Here is a 24,033-nt window from a genome sequence, read left to right on the forward strand (position 1 = left end):
GCCGGTGGTCAGCGACCGGTGAAGGTGGCCCGGCCCGGACCGTCTTCGAGGAACGAGCGCACGCCGTGCCGGAGGTCGTCGGTCTCGAACAGGTCGGCGGCGATGGAGGTGATGTGCTCGTTGGCCTCGGCGACGCCGCCGCGCTCGTAGTGCGCCAGCACCTGCTTGGTCGCGGCGTGCGCCATCGTCGGGCCGCCGGCCAGGGTCGCGGCGAACCGCAGCGCGGCGTCGTCGAAGCCGTCGTCGGGCAGCACCCGGTTGACCACGTTCCACCGCTCCAGCGCCGCCGCGCCGTAGCGGTCGCCGGTCATCACCAGCTCCTTGGCCCGCCCCACGCCGGCGCGGGCGGCCAGCCGCTGCGTGCCGCCCATGGTCGGGGTGAGCCCGATCACCTTCTCCACCAAACCGAACTCGGCCCGTTCGGCGGCCAGCAGGACGTCGCAGGCGACCGCGACTTCGAACGCCCACGTCAGGCAGAGCCCGTGCGCGGCGAACACGGTGGGGAACGGCAGCGCGGCCACCCGCTCCGGCAGGTCCAGCATCTGGTCGAACAGCGCCTTCGCCCGCGCCCGCGAGCCCTGCGCGGCGAACAGCGCCACGTCCACGCCGCCGCTGACCACCTTGCCCTCGGCGCGGACCAGCAGCGCCCGCGCGGGCCGGTCCTCCAGGTCGCCGACGGCCTCGTCCAACAGGTCCTGCAACTCGGCGGTGTAGAGGTTCAGCGGGGGAGCGTCGACGGTGAGCACGGCCAGACCCGCCGCGTCCCGCTCGACGCGGACCTGTTGCGCTGCCACGGGCCGCGACTCTACACGCGCCCGGCAGGCCGGAACGAGGTGTCCGACGGGGCCGGCGGCGGGGCAGAATCGCCGGATGACCCACTGGACCATCCGGCCCGCGCCGGTCGACGGGCCCGAGGCGCTGACCCTGGTGCGCACCTACCTGGCGGACATCATCACCCGCTACTACGGCCGCCCGGCGACGCCCGGCGAGGTGGACCTGGCCATCGCCGAGGACCCGACCGACGACCTCGTCGCGTTCTTCGTCGGGCACCTCGACGGCCGGGCGCGGGGCTGCGTCGGGTTCCGGATGGTGAGTCCGGGAACAGCGGAGCTGAAACGGCTGTTCGTCCATTCGGACGCACGCGGGCGGGGTGGTGGAGCAGCGCTGCTGGCGGCGGTCGAGCGGGCCGCCGTCTCATTTGGTGCTTCGTCCATTCGGCTGGACACCCGCTCTGACCTGGTCGAAGCCCGCAAGCTGTACGCCCGGCACGGTTACCGTGAGGTAGCACCCTTCAACGACGACCGCTATGCGGAGCACTGGTTCGAAAAGCGGCTATAGCTGTCATCAGGTTTCGGCATCACCCGTGTGACCTCTCCCACTTGACAGTGAATAAGGCCCCCAGTTGAGTATGTGGCGAAAGTCGGCCGCGGATATGAAATGGGGATCAGTCCAGTGGCTTTCGCCGTTGAGTTGACATTTCGTGATGCGCGGCAGGTGCGTAGATCCATTCATCTGGCCCACCGCGAATACTGGCGACCGCTCGCCGAGCAGGGCGTGCTGGTCGGCACCGGGCCGTGGGCAGACGGCTCCGGCGTGCTGCTGATCTGCCAGGTGCCCGACGAGGCCGCGGCGCGCGACCTCGTGCGCGGCGACCCGTACGTGCGGTCGCAGTCGATCGCGGAGGTGCGGATCCGCCAGTGGCACGTGCTGCTGGGTGTCCCGGAGGGCGAGCGCGTGCCGGGCATGGTCCGCCCGCGCGACGGCCAGACCGCCGACTCCCGGGCCCGTGAGCCGCTGACGCCGCACGAGCACCGGATCGCGCTGATGATGCTGGAGGGCATGACCAACCGGCAGATCGCCGAGCACTTCTCGGTGTCCACCCGGGCGGTCGAGCTGCACATCACCCGCATCTACCGCAAGCTCGACATCGGCCGGCGTGCCCAGTTGGCCGCCGCGATGCCGTGGGGCCAGCGCTCGTACCTGTGACCGGGCAACCCGGGGTCTCGACGGCACCCGCCGCCGGGACCCCGCCCGCGCGCGCCCGACGTCCCGCCGGCCACGGCCGGCGTCAGGCCAGCAGCTCCGACCGGGACGTCACGTTCAGCTTGCGCAGCACCCGGGCCACGTGCTGCTCCACGGTGCGCGGCGACAGGAACAGCACGTCGGCGATCTCCCGGTTCGTGCGCCCCTGGGCCAGCAGCCGCGCCACGTCCTGCTCCCGGGGCGAGAGCGCGTTGCCGTACCCGCGCCGCCCCCGCCGCGACGGCGTCGCCACGCCCGCCCCGCGCACCAGGTGCCGGCACCGGGCCGCGTCCCGGCTCGCGCCCAGCGCGTCGAACCGGTCGGCCACCTCGCCCAGCGCCGCCACCGCCGCGTCGTCCCCGCCCTCCAGGCCGCACAACGCGATCCGCTCGGACAGCAGCGCCGACTGGTAGGCCAGGCCCAGCGCGTCCGCCGCCCGCCGCGCGTCCCGCAGCAGGTACCCGGCGTCCTCCTCGCGGCCGAGGGCCAGCAGCGCCCGGCTGATCTTCAGCGCCACGTGCGCCAGCGGCGCGTCCAGGTCGGCGATGCCGGCGGTCAGCTCCTCCACCAGCGCCGCCGCGTCGGCCACCCGCCCGGTCGCGCAGTACGCCTCCACGGCGGCCGGTGCCAGCTCGCCCGCCCACGCCCACACGCCCTTGCGCCGCAGCAGGTCCAGCCCCCGGTCGGCCTCCGCGCAGGCGCGCGGCAGGTTGCCGCGCTCGAACGCCAGCCGGGACAGCGCCGCGAACCCGCTCAGCGCCACGGGCGTGATCGCGTTCTCCACCGACCGCACGCCGCTGTCGGCCAGGAACCGCTCCGCCGCCTCCCAGTCGCCGCGCGCCAGCGCCAGGCACCCCAGCACGAGCGACGCCTCGCTGGCCACCGGCAGCAGCTCGCGGTACTCCTCCAGCAGCCGCGTCGAGCGCGCCGCCAGCGACCCCCAGTTGCCGGAGTGCCAGTCCAGGTGGATCTGGGTCGACTGGCCGGTGCTCGCGGTGAACGGCACCCCCGCGCCCACGGTCAGCCGCAGGCCCCGGGCCAGCGAGTCGCGGGCCAGCTCGAAGTGCCCGACCAACATGCCCGCGTCGGCGACGTTGCAGTACGCCCGCGCCAGGTGCCGGCGCAGCGCCACGTCGGGTGAGGTCGCGGGCAGCCGGTCCAGCTCGGCCACCACCGACACGTCGCCGATCGACAGCCGCGACCCCAGCTCGTTGGCCATCAGCGAGTACCGGACGTCCGGGTCCTCCACCTGCTCGACGTAGGCGTCGACCAGGCGCATCCACCGCAGGTGCTCGGCGACCGGCGTGCTGCCGATGAACGGCTGCCCCAGCACGGCCCGCGCCTGCATCGCCAGGTCCGGCCGGTCGGTCAGCTCCTCCACCGCCTGGTCGAGCTGGATGCGCGCCTGGACGGTGCTGTCGAACTGGCGGATCAGCAGGAATCCCAGGTTCATCCGCACCTCGCCGCGCGCCCCCCGGGACAGCCGCCGGTCGTTGAGCAGCCACTCCAGCGTGGTGCGCGGGTCGTGCTGGTCGACGCCACCGCGCGCGACCTGGCCCAGCTTCACCGCCAGCCGGTCCACATCGGACGGTGTCAGGGTGGCCTCGTCCAGCAGCCGCTGGAACAACCGGATCGCGGTGGACGAGTCGCCCACCTCGCGGGCCCGGTCGGCGGCGGCCTCGCCGTGCCGCAGCCAGTCGGCCAGCCGCCCGGCCCGCAGGCTGTGCTCGGCGAGCTGCATGAACGGCCTGGGCACCGCGTTCTCCAGCGCCGCCAACGCCCTCAGGTGCAGGCGCTGCCGGTCCGGCCCGGTCAACGTGTCGTAGACGGCCTGCTGCGCCAGCGAGTGCCGGTACCCGTAGCGGGCCTCTTCGGTCTCGTGCAGCACGCCGCTGTGCAGGGCGTGGGTCAGCGCGGCCCGTGCCCGGTCCGGCTCCACCGCGCCGACCTCGGCGAGCAGCTCCTCGCTCGCGGGCACGCCCAGGACGGCGGCGGCGTGCGCGATCCGCCGGCCGGTCGTGGGCAGCCGGTCCAGCCGCTCCGCCATGGCGTCGCGCAGCAGGGCGGGCACCTCGACCTCGTCCAGCAGCCGCCAGTCGGGGTCGCGCAGCGAGCGCAGCATCTCCTCCACCACGAACGGGATGCCGGCGGTCCGCTCGTGCAGCCGCGCGGCGAACTCGGCCGGCACGCCGTCCACGTCCAGGATCGCGGCGGCCAGGTCGTGCACCTGCGCGACGTCGAGCGGGCCCAGCTCCAGGACGGCGCCGGCCACGCCGGCGGGCGGGCGGTAGGCGCTGCCCAGCGGGATGCCGCCGGGCGCGTCCTCGCGGCGGTAGGTCACCAGGACGGTCAGGTTCGCCGGCGGGTCGGCCATCAGGAACCGCAGCAGGTGCCGGCAGCCGTCGTCGGCCCAGTGCAGGTCCTCCACGACCAGCAGGACGGGTCCGAGCGCGGCGACCACCTCGCGCACCGCGCGGAACAGGTGGTGCCGCTCCTGGCGGGGGTCCTCGGGCCGGGGCGGCGGCTCGGGCAGCCGGTCGGCCAGCTCGGGCAGCAGCGGGCGCAGCACGCCGGTCACCGGGCTCAGCGCCGCCCGGCCGAGCGCCCCGCCCACGGTGCGCAGCGCGTCCAGCACCGCGCCGTAGGGGAACGGCTCGCGCAGCGGCTGGCAGAAGCCGGTCAGCACGCGCAGCGCGGCGACCTCCGGGCGGTGCAGCAGCTCGCGTACCAGCCGGCTCTTCCCGACCCCCGCCTCACCCTCCACCAGCGCGACGGACGGCTGCGCGGTGACCACGCCGAGCAGCGCGGCCAGCTCCTGCTCCCGGCCGACGAGGACGGGGGAACTGGTGCGCGGTGGTGTCATGCGGAGACTCCCGGTCGTCGGCCGGCCCGGGTGGTGGGTCCCGGGTCGTTCACGGACAGCACCCCCGCGTTCACACCCCCGCGCACGGGTCGGGTTGCTCCGTTCGGCGCAGCCGGGAGCCGGAGGGCACTGCGGGATGCCCCCGGGCGGTGTCTCCCGGTGCGCTGCGGATCCTCCCGGCGTCGGTCAGGGAACGTGGGACGGGTCACAATTCTAGGTGATCGGGCCCAAGAAGGGCAGGCCGGAGAGCCGCCGGCCGGGGTGCGGCGGCCCCCGGGGGGCGGGCAGTCCGGAGTGGACGATCGCCCCGGGCCGCCGGAAAGCGGACCGCTGCCGGGTCCCGGGGGACGCGGCAGCGGTCAGGTCGCTCCGGAGCGCCGCCCGTGCGGCGGCGGTGTCGCTACTCCGAGCCCCCGCCGAGTCCGGCGCGGCGCAGGGCCTCGGCCATCGCGTTGTTGGCGGGCGGCCGTTCCTGGCGCTGCTGCTGGCGTTGCTGCTGCCGGCGGGGGCGTCCGTTGCCGCCGCCACCGCCGCCGCGCTGCTGCCGGTTGTCCTGCGGGGCCTTGCGGCCCGGCTCGTCCTGGAGCCGCAGCGTCAGGCCGATCCGCTTGCGCGGGATGTCGACCTCCAGCACCTTCACCCGCACCACGTCACCGGACTTGACCACGTCCCTCGGGTCCTTGACGTAGGTGTCGGACAGCGCGGAGATGTGCACCAGGCCGTCCTGGTGGACGCCGATGTCGACGAACGCGCCGAACGCGGCCACGTTCGTCACCACGCCCTCCAGCACCATGCCCGGCTTGAGGTCGCCCAGCTTCTCCACGCCGTCCGCGAAGGTCGCGGTCTTGAACGCGGGTCGCGGGTCGCGGCCCGGCTTCTCCAGCTCCCGCAGGATGTCCGTGACGGTGGGCAGGCCGAACTTGTCGTCCACGAAGTCGGCCGGCCGCAACGACTTGAGCACCGCCGTGTTGCCGATCAGCTCGGCCTTCGCGTGCTGCTGGATGCGCCGCACCACCGGGTACGCCTCGGGGTGCACGGAGGAGGCGTCCAGCGGGTCGTCGCCGTTGGGGATGCGCAGGAAGCCCGCGCACTGCTCGAACGCCTTCGGGCCCAGTCGGGGCACGTCCTTGAGCGCGGTGCGGGACCGGAACGGGCCGTGCGAGTCGCGGTGCTGCACGATGTTCTCCGCGAGGCCGGCGGTGATGCCGGAGACGCGGGTCAGCAGCGGCGCGGACGCGGTGTTCAGGTCGACGCCGACCGCGTTCACGCAGTCCTCGACCACGGCGTCGAGCGAGCGGGAGAGCTTCGACTCGGACAGGTCGTGCTGGTACTGGCCGACGCCGATGGACTTCGGGTCGATCTTGACCAGTTCGGCCAGCGGGTCCTGCAACCGGCGGGCGATGCTGACCGCGCCGCGCAGCGACACGTCCATGCCGGGCAGCTCGGCCGAGGCGAACGCGGACGCGGAGTACACCGACGCGCCCGCCTCGGACACCACGACCTTGGTGAGCTTGAGGTCGGCGTGCCGCTTGAGCAGGTCGCCGGCGAGCTTGTCGGTCTCCCGCGAGGCGGTGCCGTTGCCGATGGCGATCAGCTCGACGTCGTGCCGGGCGGCCAGCGCGGCGAGCGTGGCGATCGACTCGTCCCAGCGGTTGGCCGGGACGTGCGGGAAGACGGTGTCGGTGGCGACGACCTTGCCGGTCGCGTCCACCACGGCCACCTTCACGCCGGTCCGGAAACCGGGGTCCAGGCCCATCGTGGCCCGGGTGCCGGCGGGCGCGGCCAGCAGCAGGTCGCGCAGGTTGGACGCGAACACCTTGACGGCCTCGTCCTCGGCGAACTGGCGCAGCCGGGTGCGCAGGTCGATGCCCAGGTGGACCAGGATGCGGGTGCGCCAGGCCCAGCGCACGGTGTCGGCCAGCCAGCGGTCGGCCGGGCGGCCCCGGTCGTCCACGCCGAAGCGGGACGCGATGCGCGCCTCGTAGCCGGTCGGCTCGTCGTCGTCGCCCGCTTCCAGTTGGAGGTCGAGGACCTCCTCCTTCTCGCCCCGCAGCAGCGCGAGGATGCGGTGCGACGGGAGCTTCGCGAACGGCTCGGAGAAGTCGAAGTAGTCGGCGAACTTGGCGCCTTCCTCCTCCTTGCCCTCGCGCACCTTGGCCGCGACCTGGCCCATGCCCCACATGCGCTCGCGCAGCTCGCCGATCAGGTCGCCGTCCTCGCCGAAGCGCTCGACCAGGATGGCCCGCGCGCCCTGGAGCGCGGCGGCGACGTCCGCGACCTCCTCGGTCAGGTAAGCCTGCGCGGCCTCCTGCGGGTCGGTCGTAGGATCGTTCAACAACCCTTCGGCGAGGGGTTCGAGCCCCTGCTCGCGCGCGATCTGCGCCTTGGTGCGGCGCTTGGGCTTGTAGGGCAGGTAGAGGTCTTCGAGCCGGGCCTTGGAGTCGGCGGCCAGGATCGAGGCTTCCAGCGCGTCGTCGAGCTTGCCCTGCGACCGGATCGAGTCGAGCACCGAGGCGCGGCGCTCCTCCAGCTCGCGCAGGTAGCCAAGCCGCTCTTCCAGCGTGCGGAGCTGGGCGTCGTCCAGCGCGCCGGTCGCCTCCTTGCGGTAGCGGGCGATGAACGGCACGGTGGAGCCCCCGTCGAGCAGGTCGACGGCGGCTCCGACCTGGCCGGCGCGCACGCCCAGCTCGTCGGCGATCCTCTGGTGGATGGCTGTGGTCACCCCGGCATTGTGCCCGCACGCCGTCCGTGCGGGGGTGCAGGGGCGCGAATGCGCGGGTCGGGCGGCGTTTCGGTCCTCCGGGTGAACCCGGTGGCCCGCACGTGGCGGAACGTGCCGCGTGACGGCTGCGGCGCAAGTGGACGCACCCGATCACTGCTGTGTCCACAGTGGACTTGGCCGGTGGTGGTCGGTTCTCCGGTGTGGCGGCACGTGCGCCACGGCCGGGTGTGGCAGGGTTCAGCCATGCTGTGCGGGATCGTGCTGCCGTTCTTCGACGCGCCCGAAGTGGCGTCGTGCGCCGTGCTCGCCGAGGAAGCCGGGTGGGACGGGGTGTTCCTGGCCGAGTCGGTGTGGGGCGTGGACGCCTGGGTCGCGCTCACCGCGGCGGCGGTGCGCACCTCGACGCTGCTCGTCGGCACCATGCTGACGCCGCTGCCCCGGGTCAAGCCGTGGGACCTGGCGTCGAAGGTCGGCACGCTGGACCGGCTGTCCGGCGGGCGGGTCCGGCTGGCGGTCGGCCTGGGCGCGGTGCACCCCGGCTGGACGGCGTTCGAGCGCGACCAGGGGCGGGCCGAACGGGCGCTGCTGCTGGAGGAGGGCCTCGCCGTCTACGACGGGCTGATGCGCGGGCAGCCGTTCTCCTTCCAGGGCGAGCGCTACCAGGTCGAACCCACCGACTTCTACCTGCCGCCGCCGCCCGTGCAGCGCCCGCGCGTGCCGGTGTGGGTGGTCGGCGCGCACCCGTCCGAGGTGTCCCTGCGGCGGGCGGCGAAGTGGGACGGGCTGCTGCCCAACATCGTCGGCGACGGCGAGGCGCGGGGCCCGGCCGATCCCGACGAGCTCGCGGCGGTCGTCGGGCGGGTGCGCGCGCTGCGCGAGGCCGAGGGCCTGCCGTGGGACGGCTACGACGTGGTCGCCGAGGGCGTGGGCCCGGTCGACCTCGACGCCTGGGCGCAGGCCGGTGCGACGTGGTGGGTCGAGTCCGACTGGGAGAGCACGCCGGAGGCGGTCCGGGACCGGATCAGCGCCGGTCCGCCGCGCCGGTCGGCGTGACCCGGCCCGGCGGTCGGAACCGGTCGGACGGCCGGAGGCCGGTGAGGGCCCGGTAGTCGCGGTTGAAGTGCGACTGGTCGGCGTACCCGCACGCGGCGGCGACCGCCGCAGCCGGCGCGGTGTGCAGCAGGCCGACCGCGCGGTGCAGGCGCAGCACCCGCGCCGCGCCCTTCGGGCCGAGGCCGAACTGCGCGCTGAACCGGGTGTGCAGGTGCTGCCTGGTCCAGCCCACCTCGTCGGCCAGGTCCGCGATCCGCACCGCGCCGCCGCTGCGGTGCAGCCGCTGCCACGCGTGCCGCACCTGCGGGTCGGGCCGGTGGCCGGCGACGACGCGGCCGGTCAGGTACCGGTCCAGCTCGGCGAAGCGGGCCTGCGGGGTGGGCAGCCCGGCGAGCCGCTCGGCCAGCAGGTGCGCGTCCGGCGCGAGGTCGGCCAGGCCCACCGACGCGTTCGCCAACTCCCGCAGCGGGCCGAACAGGGCGTACGCGGCGGCCGGGGACAGGCCGACCGTGACGCCCACCGCGCGACCCTCCTGGCTCGCGGTGAACGGGCGGTCGCGCAGGCCGTTCACGGGCGACCACGGCAGGCCGGGGCGGTGGGGCACGACCAGGTCGAGCATCACGGTCACCGCACCCAGCGGCGCGACCGTCCAGTGCTGGGCTTCACCCGCGTTGTCGTGCGCGCTGTAGGAGAGCACGCCGGGGGCCGCCGGGGCCCCGAACACCAGCGGCTCGACGCGCACGACCTGGTCGTGCGGCACGACGATCGACCAGTCGGCCATGCCGCCACCTTACTTTCGTCCAATACGCCGGGTCTCCGGTTCCCTACGGTTCCCGGCATGGACACGGGGGAGTTCGCCAGTGCGGAGGCCGAGCAGCGCTACCGGGCGGTCTACCGGGAGGTGTGGGCGGGGTGCCCGCGACCGGACGAGGAGCTCGACGTGCCGACGTCGTTCGGGCCGACCAGGGTCTACCGGTTCGGTGCGGCGGGTGCGCCGCTGGTGCTGCTGACCGGCATGGCGGCGACGGCGGCCGGGTGGGGCGCGGACCTCGCGCGGTACTCCGCCGGGCACACCGCCTACGCCGTCGACACGCTGGGGGAGCCGGGGTTGAGCGTGCAGACCGCGCCGATCCGGGACGCGGCCGATCGCGGGCGGTGGGTGGACGAGGTGGTCCACGGGCTGGGGGTGGCGCGGGCGCACCTGGTGGGGGCCTCGACGGGCGGGTGGCACGCCGCTGCGGCGGCCGTGCACGCGCCGGGGCGGATCGCGTCGGTGAGCCTGCTCGACCCCACCGCGACGACGGTCGGGTTCGGGTTCGGCGTGCTGTGGCGGGCGGCGTTCACCCGCGTGCGCGGGTGGGAGTGGTTCCTGCGCTGGGCCGGGCCGGGCGAGGACTACCGGCTGGTGCTGGCCGGCATCCGGGAGTACCGGGCCCGCCCCGCGCCGCAGGTGCCGCACGGGGACGCGTTGCGAGGGGTGCGCGTCCCCGTGCTGGCCCTGTTCGGGCGGCACAGCCCCGTGCACGACGCCGAACGGGCGGCGCGGCGGATGCGCGAGCTGGTGCCGCACGCCGAGGTCGAGGTGTGGGACTGCGGGCACCGGCTCGACGCCGCCGGGCGCGTGGCGCGGTTCGTGGCGCGGTCCGGGGCGTGATCGCGCTGCCGGAGCCGGTCGGGTTCGTACCGGGTGGCGGGGGCAGCCTGGGCGCGGGCCAGGTCGGGATGCTGCGCGCGCCGGCCGGGCACGGGGTCGCGCCGGACCTGGTCGTGGGCACGTCGGTCGGGTCGGTGAACGGGGCCCTGCTCGCGCTCGACCCGGCGCACGCGTTCACCCGGCTCGGTCGGGTCTGGGAGCGGATGACCCGGTCGAGGGTGTTCCCCGGTGGGCTGCTGACGCAGGCCAGGACGCTGCGGCAGCACCGCACGCACCTGTTCCCGAACACCGGGCCGGCGGAGGTCGTGGCGTTCGGGCTCGACGGCGCGGCCGACTTCGCGGACCTGGCGCTGCCGTTCGGCGCGGTCGAGGTCGAGCCGGTCGCCGGCGCGGCGGTGACCCTCACCTCGGGCGACCTGGTGTCGGCGGTGCCGGCCAGTGCCGCCATCCCGGGCGTCCACCCGCCCGTGCACCGCGACGGGCTGGTGCACTACGACGGCAGCGTGCCGGCCAACGTGCCCATCCGGCAGGCACCGGCGATGGGCGCGAAGTCGTTGGTCCTGCTGGACTGCGCGTTCCCGGGGCACCTGCCGGCGGTGCCGGCCGCCATCGCCGAGGCGCTGCTGTTCCGCGCCACGCCGGGGATGCGCAACCAGGCCGTGCTGGAGGTCGAGCCGGCCTCGGCGTCGGTGCCGGTGCTCTACCTGCCGGGCCCGCCCGTGCAACCGGTGACACCGCTGGACTCCCACCACATCGCCGAGCTGGTCGCCTCGTCCTACGAGGCGTCCGCCCGCTTCCTCGACGCGCTGAGGGTGACCGGCCCCGGCCTCTACGGGCACCCTTCGGGACTGCGCTGACACCGCCCGGTCGTGGCGGCGGTCAGCTCGTCGAAGCCCGCGCGGATGCCGTCCGCCAGGACCTGGGCGTCGGGCACGCCGTCGAGGTCCGCGCTGATGCCGAACGTGATCCGGTCCCGGTAGGAGAAGATCCCCACGTTGGTCCGGATCGAGGCGCCCAGCGGGACCCAGGGGTAGATGTCGGTCAGCTCGCGGCCCAGCAGGTACAGCGGCGCTCGCGGGCCGGGGACGTTCGTGGTCGCGGTCTGGAGCAGCCGCTGCGGGAAGCGCGCCACCGCGCGGCCGGCCAGCGCCAGCAGGGCGGGCGCGGCGGCGTCGCCCAGGCCGGTCAGCACGTCCGCGCCGGCGGCCTGCCCGCTCGCCTTCAGCTCGTCCAGCTGGGCGCGCAGGTCCGCCACCCGCCGCACCGGGTCCGGTTCGGCCACCGGCAGGTTGACCAGGACCGCGCCGACCCGGTTGGTCAGCCGCCCCCGCTCGGCCCGCGAGCGCACCGACACCGGGACCATCGTGCGGACCACCGTGCCCGGCACCAGTTCGCCGCGCTCGCCGAGCAGGTCGCGGAAACCCCGGGTGACGGCGGCCAGGACGATGTCGTTGGCGGTACCGCCGGTCACCTCCCGGATCGCCTTGACCTCCGGCAGGCCGGCCCGCGCCCACAGCCACCTGCGGCGCGGGCCGACCTGCCCGTTCAACGACCGGGGCGTGCCGACCGCGAGCCGGCGGGCGGTCCCGGGCAGGCTGCGCAGCACGGCCCGCCCGAGGTCGGCGACCTCCGAGCCGGCGCGCAGCCGCCGTGCCAGCGCCGGGAGCGCCGCCGCGTGCCGGGCGGGGGCGAGCACCGCGTCCCGGACGCCGTCGACCACCAGGTCCAACGACGACGGGGCCGGGCGCGGCGTCCAGGCGGCCGGCGCGGGCACCTCGGCGTCGGGTCGCCGGTCGAGCACCACCCCCAGCAGGTCCGCGCCCGCCACCCCGTCGACCATGCAGTGGTGGAGCTTGGCCACGAGCGCCCACCGGCCGCCGGCCAGGCCCTCCACCAGCCAGACCTCCCACAGCGGCCTGGCCCGGTCCAGTTGGCGCGCGAAGATCCGCCCGGCCAGGTCGCGCAACCGGTCGTCGGTGCCCGGCGACGGGAGGGCGGTGCGCCGCACGTGGTGCAGGACGCGGAAGTGCTCGTCGTCCACCCACACCGGCCGGCCCAGGTGCAGCGGCGGCGACACCACCCGCTGGCGGTGGCGCGGGACGTCGCCGAGCTTCGCGGTGAACAGGCGCAGCACGTCCCCGTACGCCGGCGCGGGCCCCTCGAACACCAGGACCGCGCCGACGTGCATGGGGGCGTTCTCGTCCTCGATGAAGAGGAAACCGGCGTCCATCGCGTTCATGCGGTCCATCGGCCGACCGTATTGCGCGGGTTCGCGGGCGTCGAGCCGCACCCGGGACTGGTGCTCCCGCCTCCGAGGAAACATCATGGTCGTGCGGGCACTCGACGACGAGCCGGGGGGAGGGGCCATGTCGGCACTGCCGGACGTCCCGGAACCGGACCACGCCGTGCCGGACCTCGTGCCGGGGCCGGCACCCGGCCTGCTGTGGTACCTGACCGAGCCGACCCGCGCCGTCGTGGACATCGGCCAGTTCGCGGCGACCCGGTCGCTGCTGCGCGCCGCGCCCCGCGGTGACGGGCACACCGTGCTGGTCCTGCCCGGTCTCGGTGCCGCCGACGGGTCCACCGGGATGCTCCGGAAGTTCCTGGTCACCCTCGGGTACGCGGTGCACGGGTGGGGCCTGGGGCGCAACATCGGGCCGTCGGTCGGCGCCGTGCGCGGGATGCGGGCGCTGCTGCTCGACCTCGCCTCGGCCGGGCCGGTCAGCCTGGTCGGCTGGAGCCTCGGCGGCATCTTCGCCCGCGAGCTGGCCCGCGAGCACCCCGGGCTGGTCCGCCAGGTCGTCACGCTCGGCAGCCCGTACGCGATGCGGGACCTGCGGCAGACCCGGGTCAACCCGGTGTACCAGCTGCTCGCCCGGTTCTACGTGGCGGGCGCGGACCTGCCGCCGCCCGAGCACACCCGGCCGCCGATCCCGGTCCCGGCGACCTCGGTGTACTCGAAGTCGGACGGCATCGTGGCGTGGCGGACCTGCGTGGAGGAGCCCGGCCCCCGCCGGGAGAACGTCGCGGTCGCCTCCAGCCACCTGGGCTACGGCTACAACTCGACGGTGTGGTGGGTGGTCGCGGACCGGCTCGCCCAGCCCACCGGCGAGTGGTCGCCGTTCACGCCGCCGCCCGGCATGGCGCGGATGTTCCCCACCGGCTGAGCCGTACCGTCCACAGTGTACTCCGCAGTCAGGTGCGGAGCCGCCGCCGGCCGCGATGCGCCGCGCACCGTCACACCAATCGGTGGACACCGGCCGATCACCACCTCGTCCGCGACCGTCCCGATCTACGCTCGCGTGATGGCCACTCAGACGCAGCCGGTGCTCGCCCGCCTGGTGACGGAACTCCTCGCCCCGTGGGTGCTCGTGCTGAGCCTGCCGGTGCTGGTCGCCTGGCACGCGACGCGCAGCGTGCTGCCGACCGTGGTGTGGGGCCTGGTGGTCGGCGTGACCGGGTCGGTGATCCCGATGCTGGTGGTGGTGCGGGGAGCGCGGCGCGGGCGGTGGCAGGGCCACCACGTGACCAACCGCGAAGGCCGCCTGGTGCCGCTGTTCACCTGCGTGGTGTCGCTGGGTGCAGGCATCGCGGCCCTGGTGCTGGGCGACGCGCCGCACCGGATGGTGGCGCTCGCGCTGGCGATGTTCCTCAGCCTGGTGGTCAGCATCGCCATCACGTTCGTCGCCCCGGTGCCCGGCGGGCGCGGCTGGAAGATCTCCGTGCACACCGCCGTCGCGGCGGGCGCGCTGGCCGTGCTGCTGGTGACGTTCGGGCCGTGGACGCTGGTGTTCCTGCCCGCCGTCGCCCTGGTCGGGTGGTCCCGGGTGGCGCTGGGCGACCACACGGTGGCGCAGGTGGTGGGCGGCGTCGTGATGGGCCTGGTGGTGGGCGGCTCGACGTTCTGGTGGCTCACCTGAGGTCGCGGCCGGCGTGAGGGCGCTCACGGCCCGCGCGCGGCGGCTGCCCCCTACCCTCCGGTGATGACGCTCAGACTGGACCTGTCCGGCCCGGTGGCCACGCTGACCATCGACCGACCCGCCAAGCGCAACGCCATGAGCCACGCCATGTGGTCGGCGCTGCCCGGGTTGCTGGCGCGGGTCGGGGACGCGCCCGACGTGCGGGTGCTGGTGGTCCGGGGCGGCGAGCACTTCTCGGCGGGTGCCGACATCAGCGAGTTCTCGACGTTGCGCAGCGGGGCGGACGGCGCGGCCCGCTACCACGAGGCGGTGCACGCCGGCGAGCGCGCGATCGCCGCGCTCGGCAAGCCGACCATCGCCGCGATCACCGGGTTCTGCATCGGCGGCGGGTGCGAGATCGCGCTCGCCTGCGACCTGCGGATCGCCTCGGACACCGCCCGGTTCGGCATCACGCCCGCGAAGCTCGGCATCGTCTACAACCTCACGTCCACCAAGCGCCTGGTCGACGTCGTCGGACCCGCGTGGGCCAAGCAGATCCTGTTCGGCGGCGAGATCCTCGACGCGGCGACCGCCCTGCGGATCGGGTTGGTGAACGAGGTGCACGCCGACGTGGACGCCCGCGTCCGCGAGCTGTCCGGGGTGATCGCGTCACGGGCGCAGGTCAGCGTGCGCGGCGCCAAGTCGATCGTGGACCGGATCACCGACGGGCAGCACGAGGACGACGACGCCGTGCGGGCGCTCTACGACGAGGCCGTGCACAGCCCGGAGTACGCGGAAGGCGTCGCGGCGTTCCTGGAGAAGCGCCCGCCGGACTTCTGAGAAAGCCCGTGGTGGCACCGTTTCCCGGGTACGCGACGAGTGTCCATCCTGGTCGGGTACCCGGGCCGGCGGGTCGGAACCGTTTCGGGGCCACGTGTGTACCTGCGGCTGTTCGGGGTAATCCCCGGAGCGAGGGGCCGCCGGCCTACCCGTAGTTGAGAGCAGGACCTACCGGGTTTCACCGGCACGGCACCCGCCGTGACGCCGGAAGCAGAGGACGGGTGGACCCACCTGCCGCCGGCGGCCCCCTCATACACCCTCGGGCGTCACCCCCGCAGCACCTCCCGCAGCCGGGGCTCGAACGCCGCCGCGTCGTCGGCGAAGCCGGTGTGACCGCCGGGGAACAGGGTCGGCGCGGTGCCCAGCGCCGAGGTCAGCGCGCGGGACGCGCGGTCGCACAACTGGCCGGCGGAGTCCTCGCCCAGGCCGATCAGCAGCCGGGTCGGCGCGGCGCGCAGGGCGTCCAGGTCGGGCAGCCACTGGCTGGTGCGCCGCAGCATCCGCTGGTACTGGAAGTCCTCGTCGGCGAGGTCCTGCGCCGGCCGCTCGCCGCCCACCACCTGCTGGACGACCTCGTCGGGCAGGAAGATGTTCGCCATCGCCAGGAACTCCCGGAACGCGCCCACCCGATCGCCGGCAGCCTGCGCGGCGATGACGTGCTCCGTCTTGACGCGCAGCTCCGCGCGGTCCTCCAGCAGCTCGCAGAGCGGCGGCTCGTGGGCGATCGCGGTGTGCACCACCTCGGGGTGCGCCTGCACCAGCGCCGGCACGCTCACCGCGCCGCCGCTGGAGCCGAGCACCGCCGCCGGGCCGGCGTCGACGTGCCGGATCAGCCGGTGCAGGTCGTCGGCGCGCTGCTCCGGGGTGGAGTCCCGCTCGCGGTCGTCCACCGTGCTGCGGTTGATCCCGCGCGGGTCCGTGGTGAGCACGGTGTGGTCGACGGCCAGCAGGTCGGCGAGCGGCTCGAACGCCCGCGCGTCCATCGGTGCGCCGACCAGCACCACCAGCGGGCCGCTGCCGCGCAGCTCGTAGTGCAGTGAGGCGTCCTCGACCCGGAGCGAGTCGGTGGTGGCGGTGGTCATGGGTCCTCCAGCTCTGCGGTGTGATCCGTTCGGAGGTAGGTGACTCCTGCGGAGGTGCAGAATCGTCGCTCGTGAGCAAAGTTTTTCCCGCCGGTCCCGACCTGGACCGGGCGCGCGCGGGCGACGACGACGCGTTCACCCGTTTGGTGGAGCCGCTGCGGCGCGAGCTGCACGCGCACTGCTACCGGATGCTGGGGTCGGCGCACGACGCAGACGACGCCCTCCAGGACGCCCTGCTGCGGGCGTGGCGGGGGCTCGCCGGGTTCGAGGGGCGCAGCTCGCTGCGGTCCTGGCTGTACTCGGTGGCCACCCGGACCTGCCTGGACGTCGTGCAGCGCCGGGGGCGGCGCGCGCTGCCGGTCGACCTCGGGCCGGCGAGCGACCACGCCGTGCTCGCCGACGCGGCGCTGACCGACGTGGCGTGGCTCGGGCCGTACCCGGACGCCGGGCTGAGCGGTCCGGGAGCGCGCTACGAGCAGCGCGAGGCGGTGGAGCTGGCGTTCGTCGCGGCCCTCCAGCACCTGCCCGGCAACCAGCGGGCCGCGCTCGTGCTGTTCGAGGTGCTCGGGTTCGCGGTCGCGGAGATCGCCGACATCATGAACACGACGGCGACCTCGGTGAACTCGGCGCTCGCGCGGGCGCGGCGGATCGTCGCGGAGAAGGTGCCGGCGGCGACCCAGCAGCAGACCCTGCGGATGATCGACGACGCGCGGCTGCGCGAGGTCGTGTCCGGGTTCGCCACGGCGCTGGAGCGCGGCGACGCCGACACCATGGTCGCGCTGCTGACCGAGGACGTGACCTGGTCGATGCCGCCGCTGCCCTCCTGGTACGCGGGGCGGTCGCCGGTCATGGACTTCGTGCGCGCCGTGCCGTTCCGGTGCGGGTCGTGGCGGCACCTGCCGACCAGCGCGAACGCCCAGCCGGCGGTGGCCTGCTACCTGTGGGACGAGGCGGCGGGCGTGCACGCGGCGTGGGCGGTGAACGTGCTGGACCTGCGCGACGGGCTGATCGCCGGCGTCACGTCGTTCCAGGGGGTGGAGCACTTCACCCGACTGGACCTGCCCGCGTCCCTGCCGTGACCCCGGGACGCGGACGGGGGGCGGACCGCTCCGCCCCCCGTCGCGCGCGCCGGTGTCAGGACTGCTGGTCGGCCTGCTCGTCGGCGACCTGCTTGCGCACGTCCTCCATGTCGACCTTGCGCGCCTGGTCGATCAGGTCCTCCAGCGCCGACTCCGGCAGCGCGCCGGGCTGCGAGTAGAGGACGACGCCGTCGCGCACGATCATCAACGTCGGGATCGAGCGGATCTGGAAGGCCGCCGCGAGCTGCTGCTGGTCCTCGGTGTCGACCTTGCCGAACACGATGTCCGGGTGCTTCTCGGCGGACTTCTCGTAGGTCGGCGCGAACTGGCGGCACGGACCGCACCACGCCGCCCAGAAGTCGACCAGCACCATGTCGGATCCGCCGACCACCTCGTCGAAGTTCTCCGTGGTCAGCTCCACCGTGGCCATGCGTTCTCCTCGCTCTGCGTGGGCGTTCCCGCCCCGGTTACCCGGTCCAACGAACGGGACACCCCGCGAATTCCGTTCAACGGGCTGTTGAAGGGTTCAACCGGGCGTTGTAGCTTCGGGTGGCGTGAGCGTCCCGGAGTCGTACCTGGTGGAGTGCCGCGAGCCGGTCGGGTACCTGGACTTCGCCCGGTACGGGCCGCCCGTGCACGCCGTCGTGGCGGAGACGACCCGGTTGCTGGAGCGGTCCGCGCAGGCCGGGCAGTCCACGGTGGACGACCTGATGCGGCAGGACCTGAGGGCGCGGTCGGCGGTGGCGCGGCTGGCCGGCGCGGGTGCCGACCGCGTGGCGCTGCTGCCGAACACGAGCACCGGCTTGTTCCAGGCGGCGTCGGGGCTGGTCGGGGAGGTGCTGGTGGCGCGGGGCGAGTTCCCCGCGAACACCTACCCGTGGGTGCGCGGCAGCCGGGCGCGGGTGCGCTGGCTGGACCCCGGGCCGGTGACGCCGGAGGTGGTGCGGGCGGCGCTGACGCCGGGGGTGACGGCGGTGTCGGTGAGCGCGGTCGACTTCCGCACCGGGTACCGGGCCGACCTGGGCGCGCTGCGGGACGTGATCGGCGACCGGGTGCTGGTCGTGGACGCCATCCAGGGCTTCGGCGTGGTGGACGAGCCGTGGGCGGCGGCGGACGTCGTGGTGGCCGGCGGGCAGAAGTGGCTGCGGGCGGGGTGGTCGACCGGGTTCGCGGTGCTGTCCGACCGGGCGCTGGAGCGGGTTAGGCCCACGCTCTCCGGCTGGACGGGTGCGATCGACGGAGGATTGTTCAACGATTCCTTGCGTCCACCGTCCCCGGATGCGACCGCGTGGTCGCTCACCCACCTCAGTCCCGTGGCGGCCGGCGCGCTCGCGGCGGCGGTGGAACTGGTCGAGTCGGCGGGTGTGCCGGCGTTGAACGCGAGGATTGTCCAGCGGATCGCCGAGTTGGCGGAGGCGGTGCACGCGGCGGGCGGCACGGTGGTGTCCGACCGGCGGCGGAGCGCGGGAATCCTGGCGTTCAGGCTGCCCGACGCGCCCTCGGCGGTGGTGGGCGCGGCGTTGGCGAGGGCCGGCGTCACGGCGACGACCAGGGCCGACCACGTCCGCCTCTCACCCCACGCCTCGACCACCGCCGAGACGATCGCCCTCGTCGCCGAAACCCTCCGCACCACCCACCCCGCACAGCACCGGAGCCCGGCCCCCGCGCCGGCCGCTCCCGCACCGGTGGCTTCTGCGCCGGCCGCTCCCGCGCCGGCCGCTCCCGTCCCGAGCGCCCCGGTGCCCGGCGTGCTCCCGCCCGATGTGGGCACCTACCGGCGGATGCTGGTCGAACGGGCCTTGGCCGAGGTCGGCGTTCCGGTCGAGTTGATGCGGAAGGCGCACAAGGCCCGGGTCGTCCGGTACCTCGACGACGCCGGCCTCTTCCAGGTCCGCGACTCGGTCGGGCACGTGGCCGCCGCCCTCGGCGTCACCCGGTTCACGATCTACAACTACCTCAACGAGATCCGCCCCCGCCCGGCACCGGGAGGGGCTTCGGGGGGCACTTCGGGGTCGGAATAGTGGTGTGCGCCACCGCGTTGCCAGGAGTCGACCAGCCGACGACTGGAGATGACAGCATGACCTTCGCCCTGCCTGATCCCTCGACGGAGTTCGGTGCCCGGGTCGCCCGCAAGCTGCGCGAGGACATGATCGCCTGGGTCACGTCGGTCGACCGGGCGGGCACGCCGCAGCCCGCCCCGGTGTGGTTCCTCTGGGAGGACGACGCGATCCTGTTCTACAGCAGGCCCGACGCCAAGCGGCTCGACCGGCTCCAGGCCAACCCCCGCACGTCGGTCAACCTCAACGACGAGGGCCTGGGCAAGGAGGTCCTGGTGCTGACCGGGACGCTCACCCGCGAGGACGGCATCCCGGCGGCGCACCTGCACGAGGCGTTCACCGCCAAGTACGGCGCGCTCTCCGCCGAGACCTTCGGCGAGCACCGGACGTTCTCCGACCTCTACAGCGTGCCCCTGGTCTTCCACCCGGAACGCCTGCGCGGTCACTGAACGACCCCTTCGTGGACCGCGGCGTACACGGCGTCGCGGGCCGCGTTGGCCTCGGCGGCGGTGAGCGTCCGGGTCGGGTGCCGCAGCACCAGCCGCAGCAGCACGTTCTTCTGCCCCGGCTGCGCGCCGAGCCGGGCGACGGCGGCCGGCGGCAGCGCGTCGACCGGGGTCTCGTCCAGCACCACCACCTCCTCCACCAGGTCCCCGACGGTCCGGCGGACGACGTCGCCGATGGTCTCGGCGTCCTGCTCCGGCCCCACCGCCACGGACACGTCCCGCGCGACCGCCGGGTGCCGGGACACCGGCCGGTACGGCGCGAGGTCGCCCATCTGCGCCACCACGCGGGGGTCGTCCGACGACAGCAGCCGGATGTCCGGGATCGCCTTGCGCACCATCAGCAACCGGTCCAGGCCCAGGCCCAGCGCGAGGCCGTGCACGTCGTCGGGCAGCCACGCGCGCCGCAGCACGTGCCGCGCGGCGACGCCGCCCTCGGCGACCTCCAGCCACTCGCCGTCCACCAGCACGTCGACCTGCCGCCCGCCGGTGGTGTACGGGTGCTCGGCGGGCGTCGTGCGGTACCGCGCGCCGGGCACGGCGGCGGTGATCACGGCGTCGACCAGCTCGTCCAGGTCGGCGCGGTGGTGGGAGATCCGCCACAGGTCGAGCTGGTGCGGCGTGCCGGAGTGCACCCGGTCCACCGCGTCCCTCCGGTAGACCACGCCGACGCACGCCAGCAGCACGTCGTCCCACTCCCGGGAGCCCAGCAGGCGCAGCGCGGGCGGGACCATGGCGGTGGTGTGGCTGCGCAGCATCCGCCCCCGGGTGGTGTACCGGGTGTAGCGGGCGTCCCGGGTGACCGCGTCCGGCGGGTAGCCGAGGTTCGTGTAGTTGTCCTCGACGCTGACGTCGGGGTGCTCGCGGATCACCCGCAACTCGGCGGCGGGTGCGGCGGCGAGGATCTCGTCCAGGACGAGCTGCATGGCGTGCGGCCCCTGCGCGGGGTCGGTGAGGTCGCGTGGCATCGCGGGTGGTCCTTCCGGGAGGCGGGTCGGCTGTCGGGTCGTCCCCCGAGCCGGTCCGCCACCGGGACCGCGCCTAGCGCACGCCCCGAGTGGCCGGGTCTCCCGGCCGGGGGCGGCTGAATCGACGCATCACGTTTTCGACCATAGCGCGGTCGTGCCGCATGATGCACCCATGTTGTCGACCAAGGGCGAGGACTTCCGGACGTTCTGGACGGAGTACCACCTGTGCAGCCTGACCACCCCGCGCCCGAACGGCGCCCCGCACGTGGTGCCGGTCGGCGTCACGCTCGACGTCGGGACGGCGACCGCCCGCGTCATCGCCTCGCGCGGCTCCCGCAAGGTCCGCAACGTGCTGGCCGCCGGTGACGGGGGCGCGCTGGTCGCGGTGTGCCAAGTGGACGGTGCGCGCTGGTCGACGTTGGAGGGGCGGGCGTTCGTGCGGCAGTCCGCCGAGGAGGTCGAGGACGCCGTGCGCCGGTACGCCGAGCGCTACCGGCAGCCGCGCCCCAACCCGGAGCGGGTCGTGATCGAGATCGCGGTGACGCGCGTGCTGGGCTCGGTGTGATCACCGTCGTCGGCATCGGCGCGGACGGCTGGGACGGCCTGCCGCCCGCGTCGCGCCACGCGATCGCCACGGCGGAGGTGCTGATGGGCGGCGCCCGCCAACTGGCCCTGGTACCCGAAGCCCCGCCGCTCGAAGCCCCGCCGCTCGACGGGCCGGCGACCGGCGACCGGCGACCGGCCGGGGGCGGTCGGGTCGCGGGTGTCGAGCGGGTGGTGTGGCCCTCGCCGTTGGTGCCGGCGCTGCCCGGCCTGCTGGAGGCGCACCGCGCGCGCCGGGTGTGCGTGCTGGCCAGTGGCGACCCGATGTTCCACGGCATCGGGACCACGCTCGTGCGGCTGCTGGGCGCGGACGCCGTGCGCGTCCTGCCGCACCCGTCCTCGGTGTCGCTCGCGTGCGCCCGGCTGGGGTGGGCGCTGGACTCGGTGGCCGTGGTCAGCCTGGTCGGCCGGCCCGCCGCGCTGGTGGTGCCGCACCTGCACCCCGGCCGCCGGGTGCTCGTGCTGGGCGGTGCCGCCGCCGAGGTGGCCGCGCTGGTCGGCGACGCCCGGGTGACCGTGCTGGAGCAGTTGGGCGGGCCGGCCGAGCGGGTGCACCACGACGTGGCCGCCGCCGACCCGCTGCACGTCCTGGCGGTCGAGTGCGCCGACGGCGGGTTTCCGCTGGTGCCCGGCCTGCCCGACGACGCCTACGAGCACGACGGACAGCTCACCAAGCGGGAGGTGCGCGCGGTCGTGCTGGCGCTGCTCGCGCCCCGGCCCGGCGAGCTGCTGTGGGACGTCGGCGCGGGGTCGGGAAGCATCGCCGTCGAGTGGTCGCGGGCGCACCCGGCGTGCCGGGCGATCGCGGTGGAGCGCGACCCGGTGCGGGCCGGGCGGATCGCCCGCAACGCCCACGCGCTGGGCGTGCCCGGGGTGCGGGTGGTGCTGGGGGAGAGCCCGGCGGTGCTCGACTTCGAGCCGCCCGACGCGGTGTTCGTCGGCGGCGGCCTGACGGCGGACGGTGTCGTGGAGCGGTGCCTGGCGGCGCTGCGGCCCGGTGGCAGGCTGGTGGCCAACGCGGTGACGGTGGAGTCCGAGGCCGTGCTCGCGCGGTGGCACGCGGCCCTCGGCGGGTCGCTGACCAGGCTCTCGGTCAGCCGCGACACGCCCGTGGGCGGCTTCACCGGGTGGCGACCGCAGATGCCCGTGACCGTGTGGGCCCTGACCAAGGAGGACCAGTGACCGTCCACTTCATCGGCGCGGGGCCCGGTGCGGCCGACCTGCTGACGCTGCGCGCCGTGCGTCTGCTGGAGTCCTCGCCGGTCTGCCTGTACGCGGGTGCGCTGGTGCCCACCGAGGTGCTGCGGCACTGCCCGCCCGGTGCCCGGCTGGTGGACACCGCGAACCTGGACCTCGACCGGATCACCGGGGAGTTGGCGGCGGCGCACGGGGCCGGGCGGGACGTGGCGCGGCTGCACTCCGGCGACCCGTCCGTGTACAGCGCGATGGCCGAGCAGATGCGCCGGCTGGACGCCCTGGGCATCCCCTACGACGTGACGCCCGGCGTGCCGGCGTTCGCGGCGGCGGCGGCGGCGCTCAAGCGCGAGCTGACCGTGCCGGGCGTCGGCCAGACGGTGGTGCTGACCCGGACGTCGGCCCGCGCCACCCCGATGCCGCCCGGCGAGGACCTGGCGACCCTGGGCCGGTCGCGGGCCACGGTCGTGCTCCACCTGGCCGTGCAGCGGATCGCCGAGGTGGTCGCGGAACTGCTGCCGAACTACGGGCCGGAGTGCCCGGCGGCGGTCGTCGCGCGCGCGAGCCGGCCCGACGAGCTGGTGCTGCGCGGCACGCTGGCGACGATCGCCGGGCAGGTGGCGGACGCCGGGGTCAAGCGGACGGCGGTGATCGTCGTGGGCGCGGTGCTGGCCGCCGAGGGCTTCGTCGACAGCCACCTGTACTCGACCGCCCGGTGCCGCCCGTGACCGCCGGCCGGGACCCGGCCCCCGCCGGGGTGCGGACGGTGCTGGTGCTCGGGGGCACGGGCGAGGCGCGGGAGCTGGCCCGGCGCGCGGTGTCCCGGGCCCGGGTGGTGTCGTCGCTGGCCGGCCGGGTCGCGTCGCCCAGGCTGCCGGAGGGGGAGGTGCGGGTCGGCGGGTTCGGCGGCGTCGCCGGGCTGGTCGCCTACCTGCGGGCCGAGCGGGTGGACGCCGTGGTCGACGCCACCCACCCGTTCGCCGACCGGATCACGGCCAACGCGCTCGCCGCCGTGGCGCAGACCGGTGTGCCGTTCCTGGTGCTGCGCCGGCCGGGGTGGACCGAGCGCGCGGGCGACCGCTGGACGTGGGTCGACTCCATCGCCGAGGCGGCGCGGGTGGTCGGCGACCGGCGGGCGTTCGTGACGTCCGGGCGGGACGGGCTGGGCGCGTTCGCCTCGGGCGTGGCGCGGACGGTCGACCCGCCGGCCGAGGCGACCGCGCTGGACCTGGTGCTCGACCGCGGACCGTACACAGTGGACGGTGAGCTGGCGCTGATGCGCCGGCACGCGGTGGAGGTGCTGGTGACCAAGGACAGCGGCGGCGGCATGACGGCGGCCAAGCTGGACGCCGCGCGCGCCCTCGGCCTGCCCGTCGTCGTCGTCCGCCGCCCGCCCGCGCCCGCCGCGCCGACCGTGACGACGGTGGACGCGGCGCTCGCGTGGCTCACGACGGGCGGCGGCGCGGGCTGAGCGCCGGACCGGCGGCTGCCCGG

23 protein-coding genes are annotated in these 24,033 nt (G+C 75.0%); 15 read left to right on the plus strand and 8 right to left on the minus strand.

Translation table 11 applies throughout. The features are described 5' to 3' along the window. Nucleotides 1-8 precede the first annotated feature (8 nt). Nucleotides 9-794: an enoyl-CoA hydratase/isomerase family protein gene (locus tag AB0I60_RS07020; RefSeq protein ID WP_360726397.1), complete on the minus strand. Its 786-nt coding sequence runs from the start codon at nucleotides 792-794 to the stop codon at nucleotides 9-11. 76 nt (nucleotides 795-870) lie between these two features. Here AB0I60_RS07020 and AB0I60_RS07025 point away from each other — a divergent pair, with 76 nt between their 5' ends. Both AB0I60_RS07025 and AB0I60_RS07030 read left to right on the plus strand, forming a co-directional pair. Continuing rightward, nucleotides 871-1,338, plus strand: coding sequence for a GNAT family N-acetyltransferase (locus AB0I60_RS07025; protein WP_360726399.1), 468 nt, complete (start codon nucleotides 871-873; stop codon nucleotides 1,336-1,338). Nucleotides 1,339-1,494: 156 nt separating this feature from the next. After that, entirely contained in the window at nucleotides 1,495-1,986 is a 492-nt protein-coding gene (locus AB0I60_RS07030) for a LuxR C-terminal-related transcriptional regulator (protein WP_360726401.1), read from the plus strand. A gap of 82 nt (nucleotides 1,987-2,068) precedes the next feature. On the opposite strand, the gene AB0I60_RS07035 is transcribed toward AB0I60_RS07030, so the two are convergent. After that, nucleotides 2,069-4,885: an AAA family ATPase gene (locus AB0I60_RS07035; RefSeq protein WP_360726403.1), complete on the minus strand. Its 2,817-nt coding sequence runs from the start codon at nucleotides 4,883-4,885 to the stop codon at nucleotides 2,069-2,071. Between the two features lie 400 nt (nucleotides 4,886-5,285). Next, complete coding sequence (locus AB0I60_RS07040; RefSeq protein ID WP_360726405.1) at nucleotides 5,286-7,607, minus strand: Tex family protein; 2,322 nt, start codon at nucleotides 7,605-7,607, stop codon at nucleotides 5,286-5,288. 243 nt (nucleotides 7,608-7,850) lie between these two features. Between AB0I60_RS07040 and AB0I60_RS07045 the strand changes: the two genes are divergently transcribed. Then, nucleotides 7,851-8,660 (plus strand): LLM class flavin-dependent oxidoreductase, encoded by an 810-nt coding sequence (locus tag AB0I60_RS07045; RefSeq protein ID WP_360726407.1) that lies wholly within the window; start codon nucleotides 7,851-7,853, stop codon nucleotides 8,658-8,660. Here AB0I60_RS07045 and AB0I60_RS07050 read toward each other — a convergent pair. Next, complete coding sequence (locus AB0I60_RS07050; RefSeq protein ID WP_360726409.1) at nucleotides 8,629-9,441, minus strand: AraC family transcriptional regulator; 813 nt, start codon at nucleotides 9,439-9,441, stop codon at nucleotides 8,629-8,631. The two genes, AB0I60_RS07045 and AB0I60_RS07050, sit on opposite strands and share 32 nt — an antisense overlap. Before the next feature lie 57 nt (nucleotides 9,442-9,498). On the opposite strand from AB0I60_RS07050, the gene AB0I60_RS07055 reads away from it, so the two are divergent. Then, the gene (locus AB0I60_RS07055; protein ID WP_360726410.1) at nucleotides 9,499-10,314 is read left to right on the plus strand and encodes an alpha/beta hydrolase; all 816 of its coding nucleotides are present in this window, start codon (nucleotides 9,499-9,501) and stop codon (nucleotides 10,312-10,314) included. Next, complete coding sequence (locus AB0I60_RS07060) at nucleotides 10,311-11,171, plus strand: patatin-like phospholipase family protein (RefSeq protein WP_360726412.1); 861 nt, start codon at nucleotides 10,311-10,313, stop codon at nucleotides 11,169-11,171. The genes AB0I60_RS07055 and AB0I60_RS07060 overlap by 4 nt, the downstream gene beginning before the upstream one ends. Here the strand turns inward: AB0I60_RS07060 and AB0I60_RS07065 are convergent. Beyond that, nucleotides 11,144-12,562, minus strand: a complete 1,419-nt coding sequence (locus tag AB0I60_RS07065) for a wax ester/triacylglycerol synthase family O-acyltransferase (protein ID WP_360726414.1) — start codon at nucleotides 12,560-12,562, stop codon at nucleotides 11,144-11,146. The two genes, AB0I60_RS07060 and AB0I60_RS07065, sit on opposite strands and share 28 nt — an antisense overlap. Before the next feature lie 76 nt (nucleotides 12,563-12,638). On the opposite strand from AB0I60_RS07065, the gene AB0I60_RS07070 reads away from it, so the two are divergent. The 3 genes from AB0I60_RS07070 to AB0I60_RS07080 all read left to right on the plus strand — a co-directional run bounded on the left by AB0I60_RS07070 (nucleotide 12,639) and on the right by AB0I60_RS07080 (nucleotide 15,053). Continuing rightward, nucleotides 12,639-13,481 carry an alpha/beta fold hydrolase gene (locus AB0I60_RS07070; protein WP_360726415.1) on the plus strand — a complete coding sequence of 281 codons (843 nt, stop codon included), beginning with the start codon at nucleotides 12,639-12,641 and terminating at the stop codon, nucleotides 13,479-13,481. 138 nt (nucleotides 13,482-13,619) lie between these two features. Then, nucleotides 13,620-14,234 carry a hypothetical protein gene (locus AB0I60_RS07075; RefSeq protein ID WP_360726416.1) on the plus strand — a complete coding sequence of 205 codons (615 nt, stop codon included), beginning with the start codon at nucleotides 13,620-13,622 and terminating at the stop codon, nucleotides 14,232-14,234. Between the two features lie 63 nt (nucleotides 14,235-14,297). Further along, the gene (locus AB0I60_RS07080) at nucleotides 14,298-15,053 is read left to right on the plus strand and encodes an enoyl-CoA hydratase-related protein (protein WP_360726418.1); all 756 of its coding nucleotides are present in this window, start codon (nucleotides 14,298-14,300) and stop codon (nucleotides 15,051-15,053) included. 266 nt (nucleotides 15,054-15,319) lie between these two features. Here the strand turns inward: AB0I60_RS07080 and AB0I60_RS07085 are convergent, their stop codons facing one another. After that, complete coding sequence (locus tag AB0I60_RS07085; RefSeq protein WP_360726420.1) at nucleotides 15,320-16,135, minus strand: alpha/beta hydrolase; 816 nt, start codon at nucleotides 16,133-16,135, stop codon at nucleotides 15,320-15,322. Between the two features lie 71 nt (nucleotides 16,136-16,206). Between AB0I60_RS07085 and AB0I60_RS07090 the strand changes: the two genes are divergently transcribed. Continuing rightward, nucleotides 16,207-17,214, plus strand: a complete 1,008-nt coding sequence (locus AB0I60_RS07090; protein WP_360726422.1) for a sigma-70 family RNA polymerase sigma factor — start codon at nucleotides 16,207-16,209, stop codon at nucleotides 17,212-17,214. Between the two features lie 55 nt (nucleotides 17,215-17,269). On the opposite strand, the gene trxA is transcribed toward AB0I60_RS07090, so the two are convergent. Next, on the minus strand, nucleotides 17,270-17,644 hold the full coding sequence (gene trxA, locus AB0I60_RS07095) for a thioredoxin (RefSeq protein WP_360726424.1): 375 nt from the start codon (nucleotides 17,642-17,644) through the stop codon (nucleotides 17,270-17,272). 124 nt (nucleotides 17,645-17,768) lie between these two features. On the opposite strand from trxA, the gene AB0I60_RS07100 reads away from it, so the two are divergent. Further along, complete coding sequence (locus tag AB0I60_RS07100; RefSeq protein WP_360726426.1) at nucleotides 17,769-19,235, plus strand: aminotransferase class V-fold PLP-dependent enzyme; 1,467 nt, start codon at nucleotides 17,769-17,771, stop codon at nucleotides 19,233-19,235. 56 nt (nucleotides 19,236-19,291) lie between these two features. Further along, nucleotides 19,292-19,720, plus strand: coding sequence for a TIGR03667 family PPOX class F420-dependent oxidoreductase (locus AB0I60_RS07105; protein ID WP_360726427.1), 429 nt, complete (start codon nucleotides 19,292-19,294; stop codon nucleotides 19,718-19,720). On the opposite strand, the gene AB0I60_RS07110 is transcribed toward AB0I60_RS07105, so the two are convergent. After that, a complete protein-coding gene (locus tag AB0I60_RS07110) occupies nucleotides 19,714-20,742 on the minus strand; it encodes a hypothetical protein (protein WP_360726429.1) in 1,029 nt (342 codons plus the stop codon). The genes AB0I60_RS07105 and AB0I60_RS07110 overlap by 7 nt on opposite strands. A gap of 172 nt (nucleotides 20,743-20,914) precedes the next feature. On the opposite strand from AB0I60_RS07110, the gene AB0I60_RS07115 reads away from it, so the two are divergent. The 4 genes from AB0I60_RS07115 to AB0I60_RS07130 are packed head-to-tail and all read left to right on the plus strand — an operon-like array spanning nucleotide 20,915 to nucleotide 24,010. After that, a complete protein-coding gene (locus AB0I60_RS07115; protein ID WP_360726430.1) occupies nucleotides 20,915-21,307 on the plus strand; it encodes a pyridoxamine 5'-phosphate oxidase family protein in 393 nt (130 codons plus the stop codon). Continuing rightward, the gene (gene cbiE / locus AB0I60_RS07120) at nucleotides 21,304-22,527 is read left to right on the plus strand and encodes a precorrin-6y C5,15-methyltransferase (decarboxylating) subunit CbiE (RefSeq protein WP_360726432.1); all 1,224 of its coding nucleotides are present in this window, start codon (nucleotides 21,304-21,306) and stop codon (nucleotides 22,525-22,527) included. Before AB0I60_RS07115 ends, cbiE begins: the two co-directional genes overlap by 4 nt. Then, on the plus strand, nucleotides 22,524-23,267 hold the full coding sequence (cobM, locus tag AB0I60_RS07125) for a precorrin-4 C(11)-methyltransferase (protein WP_360726434.1): 744 nt from the start codon (nucleotides 22,524-22,526) through the stop codon (nucleotides 23,265-23,267). The genes cbiE and cobM overlap by 4 nt, the downstream gene beginning before the upstream one ends. Continuing rightward, nucleotides 23,264-24,010, plus strand: a complete 747-nt coding sequence (locus tag AB0I60_RS07130; protein ID WP_360726436.1) for a cobalt-precorrin-6A reductase — start codon at nucleotides 23,264-23,266, stop codon at nucleotides 24,008-24,010. The genes cobM and AB0I60_RS07130 overlap by 4 nt, the downstream gene beginning before the upstream one ends. The last annotated feature ends 23 nt before the right edge of the window (nucleotides 24,011-24,033 follow it).

The sequence above is a fragment of the Actinosynnema sp. NPDC050436 genome (genome assembly GCF_040655415.1).
Classification (GTDB): Bacteria; Actinomycetota; Actinomycetes; order Mycobacteriales; family Pseudonocardiaceae; genus Actinosynnema.